Origin of the sequence: Coleofasciculus sp. G3-WIS-01, from assembly GCF_040223135.1 — a bacterium.
Classification (GTDB): domain Bacteria; phylum Cyanobacteriota; class Cyanobacteriia; order Cyanobacteriales; family Coleofasciculaceae; genus Coleofasciculus.
In genome coordinates this window covers 1-6603 of sequence record NZ_JAVJZI010000042.1, presented here as the reverse complement: position 1 = coordinate 6603, position 6603 = coordinate 1, and the positions used below count along the sequence as shown (strand labels likewise).

General features: G+C 47.5%; 6 protein-coding genes. 5 read left to right on the top strand and 1 reads right to left on the bottom strand.

What is annotated here, in order from left to right; translation table 11 throughout:
* The coding region (locus RIM23_RS04380) for an RNA-guided endonuclease InsQ/TnpB family protein (protein WP_446364781.1) at positions 1-911 on the bottom strand (911 nt) is incomplete at its 3' end.
* 604 nt (positions 912-1515) lie between these two features.
* Between RIM23_RS04380 and RIM23_RS04375 the strand changes: the two genes are divergently transcribed.
* The 5 genes from RIM23_RS04375 to RIM23_RS04355 all read left to right on the top strand — a co-directional run.
* Positions 1516-2541 carry a cytochrome c oxidase subunit II gene (locus RIM23_RS04375; protein ID WP_446364779.1) on the top strand — a complete coding sequence of 342 codons (1026 nt, stop codon included), beginning with the start codon at positions 1516-1518 and terminating at the stop codon, positions 2539-2541.
* 66 nt (positions 2542-2607) lie between these two features.
* Positions 2608-4293, top strand: coding sequence for a cytochrome c oxidase subunit I (gene ctaD / locus RIM23_RS04370; protein ID WP_446364777.1), 1686 nt, complete (start codon positions 2608-2610; stop codon positions 4291-4293).
* Between the two features lie 97 nt (positions 4294-4390).
* Positions 4391-5023 (top strand): cytochrome c oxidase subunit 3, encoded by a 633-nt coding sequence (locus RIM23_RS04365; RefSeq protein WP_446364775.1) that lies wholly within the window; start codon positions 4391-4393, stop codon positions 5021-5023.
* Between the two features lie 329 nt (positions 5024-5352).
* Entirely contained in the window at positions 5353-5586 is a 234-nt protein-coding gene (locus RIM23_RS04360; RefSeq protein ID WP_446364773.1) for a hypothetical protein, read from the top strand.
* Between the two features lie 259 nt (positions 5587-5845).
* Positions 5846-6603: tetratricopeptide repeat protein (locus RIM23_RS04355; protein ID WP_446364771.1), on the top strand; the 758-nt coding region annotated here is incomplete at its 3' end.

Here is a 6603-nt window from a genome sequence, read left to right as displayed (position 1 = left end):
TGCTCTAACCACTGTCTGAACTGATACCAGCTAGCATCAGCAATTGACTTAGCTAAACAGTGATTTTTGAGCATATTGGCAACCCTCAAGTCTTCGTAGGCTACTAAGTCGTTAGACTTGCAAACGTGACGCGCCAGTCTCTTGGCGTGTTCGGTACGTTGCCTACTTACTCTTAAGTGTTTCCTGGAATATTGGCCCCTTGCTTTACGGCGTCCGGTTGAACCTTTGACCTTTTTGTAGATAGCCCGTTGGCTATGCTTGATATCAGCTTCAGCTTTACGGAGAAACCTAGGATTAGGCTCTTGATGTCCGTTTGAGTCCGTGTAAAACGACTCCAGCCCAACATCTAAGCCAATTTCTTGACCTGTTGGTGAGTGAATATCAAGGCACTCAACGTCAACAGCCAACTGGCAATAGTACCCGTCAGCACGTCGCACTAAACGAACTCGCTTGATGGACTTAACCGGATACTGATAGATATCCCATTTTCCCAGTAGCTTGAGTTCACCAATTCCCTTTTTATCGGTGATAGTGATACGGCGTTTTGTCCGATGAAGTTTCCAGCCGCTAGTTTTATACTCAACTGAGCGGTTATCGCGCTGAAACCTCGGATATCCTTTTTTGCCAGCTTTTTTAGACTTGCAGTTATCGTAAAACCGAGAGATGGCTTGCCATCCCCGTTCGGCTGATGCCTGTACAGCCATCGAGTTAAGGTCTTTGACAAAGGAGAATTCGTTGCGTAGTGCTGTTGAATACTTATTCAAGGCAAAACGGTCAATCTTGGCTTCTTTTGGCGCGTCTATCCAATGTCGTAGGCATTTGTTACGGATGAACTGCACCGTTGTGATGGCTTCATCAATAGCCTTATATTGCTGCGGTTTTGCTTTGATTTTGTATTCAAGAACTAGCATTGATTCGACCTGTCAATGTTGTTGTATACTCATATAGCAATCCTAAATAGGATGCAACAAGTGAACGGCTTTAAACTCAGGCATAGCAAGGGTTTCAGTTTAAAAAATTGCCACAACCTAAATAGGATTGCTATATTATACATGATTAATGCTAATAGCCTAAGTGATGTGCTACTAGCGAATGGCTAGAAACAAGGGATGATTTGGTCATCTACGTGCCTCCGATGACCCGCCTTATATCCCACACCTAAAAGGATGTGGGTTTTACGTCGCTTCGATAATTAGTTCGTAGTGAGGGCTTTAGCCCTCTCCAGCTAGGCGTTATAGCACTAAAGTCAGGAGGGCGAGTTTTGTTGTACCCTTATCAGTGAGTAATTGAATTGAGTCCCTAAACCCGCCCCTACATCTAAACATTTCTCTTCCAGAATTTTCGCCCCTCTGCGCCCCTCTGCGAAACCCTCTGCGCCCCTCTGCGTTGAAAAATCATAGCTTAACCAAAGCGCGATAAAGAAATGTGAACTACGATCAATCTAGTCAAACTAGAATCAGGCAGCCACTTCACCTTTCCCTGAGTGAAACGCGGCTGCTGCCAAGGAGATAAGCCATGGAAAAAGAAAAAGTACCAAGTGCCATTATCACCCTGACCGCTGGTATTATTATCACCCTGGTCAGTCTGTGGGTTGGTCAAAACCACGGCTTGATGCCAGAACAGGCATCAGAACAAGCGCCGTTAGTCGATAACTTTTTTGACGTGATGATGACTATCGGCACCGCCCTATTTTTGGTCGTCGAAGGCGCCATCGTGATTGCCACGATCCGATTTCGGCGACGCAAAGGGGATGACACCGATGCGGAACCCATCATCGGCAATTTACCCTTAGAAGCCTTTTGGACAGCCATTCCTGCCATTATCGTCATTGGACTAGGGATCTACAGCGTCGAAGTTTATCGAGACATGGGCGGTTTTGAACCCGCCCATCACCATGTCGCCAAAGCCGATACCCCAGCGCAGATGGCAAGTATGCCCGGAAGTGCTATAGCGGCGCCTTTAGTTGCCGATACTGAGGGGATAGAGTCCGATCAAGCTATAGCACCCAAGGGGGCTAAATACGGCTTTGGCGCAGCACCCCAACGGGAAGGACAAACGGCTGACTTAGTGGTTAATGTCACCGGTTTGCAGTTTGCTTGGATCTTTAACTATGCCGATAGTGGCGTTGTCGCTGGCGAATTACATGTTCCCATTGGCAAAGACGTGCAACTGAACATCTCCGCCCAAGATGTGATCCACTCCTTCTGGGTACCGCAGTTCCGCCTCAAACAAGATGCCATTCCCGGTCAAGAAACGGAACTGCGGTTTGTTGCCACCAAAACTGGAACCTATCCCGTAGTTTGCGCTGAACTCTGTGGTGGTTACCACGGAGCGATGCGGACACAGCTTATCGTTCATACCCCAGAGGAGTATGACGCTTGGTTAGAGGAAAATCGGATAGCACAGCAGCAAAACCCCAATCAAACCGTTGCTGTGAACCCGGCTGATTTATCCGAGTCCGAGTTTCTGGAACCTTACGCGACTAACCTGGGCGTTGATGAAAAAACCTTAACCCAGTTACACTCAATGCATGAATCCTAAACAGAAGCACATAACACTCAATTTGTCCATCTGGACAGGCTTCTTTAGTTGTCACAAGAAATTCTGATGACCCAAACCGAAATTGCACCTCAATCTCAAGCCACTTCACATAGCTCCCATCCCACGGCATGGAAGTGGTATGACTATTTCACGTTCAACGTTGACCATAAGGTCATTGGGATTCAATACCTAGTTACCTCATTTGTGTTTTATTTGATCGGGGGATTAATGGCAGTCGCCATGCGAGCCGAACTGTATACCCCCGATTCAGATTTACTTGATCCCAATCTTTACAACGCCTTCTTGACCAATCATGGCACGATCATGATCTTTTTCTGGGTCGTTCCGGCTGCCATTGGCGGGTTTGGTAACTACCTGATCCCGCTGATGATTGGTGCCAGGGATATGGCATTCCCGAAACTGAATGCGATCGCGTTTTGGCTCGTCCCCCCAGCAGGTGCCCTACTCTTGGGCAGTTTCTTCTTCGGGGGCGCTCAATCGGGTTGGACATCCTACCCCCCTTTGAGCCTGATTACCGCCAATACAGCTCAATCGATGTGGATTCTCAGCATTGTCTTAGTGGGAACCTCCTCAATTTTGGGTTCGGTGAACTTTATCATCACCATCTTTAAAATGCGGGTTCCCAGTATGCGCTGGGATCAGATGCCCTTGTTCTGTTGGGCGATTTTAGCCACATCCCTATTAGCCCTGTTTTCCACGCCAGTATTAGCGGCTGGATTAACCCTGCTGTTGTTTGATATCAACTTTGGCACCAGCTTCTTCCGCCCCGATGCTGGGGGAAATGTGGTGGTGTACCAGCACCTGTTCTGGTTCTATTCCCACCCGGCGGTGTATCTGATGATTCTGCCGATTTTCGGGATTATGTCAGAAGTGATACCCGTCCACGCCCGTAAGCCGATCTTTGGCTATAAAGCGATCGCGTATTCATCCCTAGCCATCTGTATCGTCGGTCTATTCGTCTGGGTACACCACATGTTTACCAGTGGCACCCCGCCCTGGATGCGGATGTTCTTCACCATCTCCACATTGATTGTGGCAGTTCCCACAGGGGTGAAAATCTTTAGCTGGGTGGCGACTCTCTGGCAGGGAAAAATCCGCTACACCTCAGCAATGCTATTTGCCATTGGTTTGTTAGGTATGTTCGTCTTGGGCGGACTAAGTGGCGTTACCCTGGGAACCGCACCCTTTGACATTCATGTCCATGACACGTACTACATCGTGGCTCACTTCCACTATGTTCTCTTTGGCGGTTCCGTGTTTGGTCTTTATGCCGGAATGTATCACTGGTTCCCCAAAATTACGGGTCGGATGTATAACGAAACTTGGGGAAAGGTGCACTTTATTCTCACCTTTATTGGTGGCAATCTCACGTTTTTACCGATGCACCAATTGGGGTTGCAAGGAATGCCCCGACGGGTGGCGATGTATGATCCCCAATTCACAGCCATTAATCAACTGTGTACCTTCGGTGCAATTCTGTTGGGGTTCTCCGTCATTCCCTTCGCGATTAATATGGTCTGGAGTTGGATGTATGGACCGAAGGTGGGTGATAATCCCTGGGATGCCTTGAGCCTGGAATGGACAACCAGTTCGCCACCTGCGATCGAAAATTGGGAAGTCTTACCTGTATTAACCCATGGTCCCTATGCCTATGGCATGAATGGTCGCAATGGCAAAAAACTCAATCCCAGTGCGCCGACATCGGGAGAACCTGTTGTAGAAGCGAAGTAAGGTTAATTGTTCCAGACGCGCCATGGCGCGTCTGGAACAATGGCGGAGACGCGCCATGGCGCGTCTCTACATAGATGGCGATAGTTAGGAAAATAGTATGCAAGGTTCAACCATTGACGAATATCAAGTCTCGCCTACCCCAGAACCCTCGGCTGAGGTAACTGTGGCGGCACATGAGGAACATCCCGATTATCGGGTTTTGGGGCTAATCGTCTTCCTCGCCTCTGAATCCTTGATGTTTGGCGGGATGTTTGCCTCGTATTTAATCTATAGAGGCGTATCCGCAACCTGGCCCCCCGAAGGCACAGAGGTGGAACTCTTGTTGCCGACGATTAACACGATTATTCTGGTGTCGAGTAGTTTTGTCATCCATAAAGGAGATGTGGCGATTAAAAAGAATAATCTCTCCGGGATGCGGTTGTGGTATATCATTACCGCTGTTATGGGTGTGATTTTCTTAGGCGGTCAGGTGTATGAATATCTAAGCTTGGGGTATGGTTTGACCACCAATGTGTTTGCCAACTGCTTTTATTTAATGACCGGATTCCACGGATTGCACGTCACCATCGGAGTTTTACTGATTCTCGGCGTCTTGTGGCGATCGCGTCGTCCCGGACATTACGGTGAAACGAAGCATGTTGGCATTGAAATGGCAGAAATCTATTGGCATTTTGTCGATATTATCTGGATTATTCTGTTTACCCTGCTGTACATTCTGACGCTGTTTTAAGTTAGGACTTACGCAAAGCCTTGATTTGTAGTGGCGTGACTCAACTAAAATAGTGCAATAGATTGGGTACGTAGTGAGGGCTTTAGCCCTCTCCAGCTAGGCGGAGAGAGAACTAAAGTTCTCACTACAAACAAAGTCCTATTTTAGCTGTGTCAGTCCGCCATCGTGGGGAGAGCGTAGCGTAACGCACCTTGACCAACTTATAGTCGTGCTGCGTAAGTCCTGTAAGTGATGGTAGAGACGTAGCATACTACGTCTCTACTAATACCCATTTAAATTTGTATTCCCTGTTGCCTGTTGCCTGTTGCCTTACCCCTTGAATCACAGCTATGACCTTACTAGAGCTACAGCGAGCTATTTACCAATTATCTGTTGAAGAGCAATTCGTTCTGCTGGAAACCTTAGTTCAAGCGTTGAAAGTTAGACACCCATCAAAATCGGAACGTCGTACCCTGGTTAATCAGCTACGAGGTTGTCTGAAAAAACCCGGTCAGCCAGTCCTAACCGATACAGATATTGAGTTGATGCGAGAAGACCGCTTAGTGGAGAAGTACCTCAAGTGAGAGTTCTTCTGGATACAAATATTATTCTCGATTTCTTTCTGGAACGGGAGCAACGGCAGTATCCATATTCACCGTGAGCCAGTTATTAGAGCATTTTAGAGAGAAGTAAAACTAAAGAGGGTTATCGCACTACGAGGATAGGTTAAGACATTCCACGTTTGCCTGTTGCCTTTCTTGGGATTGAGGTATTCTAATCTAAATGCAACAGCTTATTTATATAACCGTAAAAATACTTAATTAATTGAGATCAGGTTCTATCGTGAAACACAGACATTTAGGGTTAATTGGACTCATATCACTATCGGGGATAACCAGTCTCCTCTTAGGCACACAATCCTTCGCCCCAACCGTTGAGCCAATAGCTCCCAGGATAGCCCAACAGACGACTAAAACTGATGCGGCTGACCAAATATATGACGAAGCCGTCGAACTCCTTGAACAAGGAACAGCCGAATCATTGCGACAGGCAATCCCTAAATTTGAGCAAGCCGTCAGACTCTATCGCCAAGCGGGTAATCAAGGTAAGGAAGCTGTATCTCTCAATAATATTGGCAGAGTCTACTCCTCATTAGGACAAAAGCAGCAAGCCTTAGACTACTACAATCAAGCCCTGCCCCTATTTCAGGCGGTGGGAGATAGAGGGGGGGAAGCCACCACTCTCAATAATATTGGCGCAGTCTACTCCTCATTAGGACAAAAGCAGCAAGCCTTAGATTACTACAATCAAGCTCTGCCCCTAATTCAGGCGGTGGGAGATAGAGGGGGGGAAGCCACCACTCTCAATAATATTGGCAGAGTCTACGACGAATTGGGACAAAAGCAGCAATCCTTAGACTACTACAACCGAGCACTGCCCCTAAGAAGGGCGGTGGGAGATAGAAGGGGGGAAGCCACAACTCTCAATAATATTGGCGCAGTCTACTACTCATTGGGACAAAAGCAGCAAGCCTTAGACTACTACAACCGAGCTCTGCCCCTAAGTAGGGTAGTGGGAGATAGAAGGGGGGAAGCCACTAC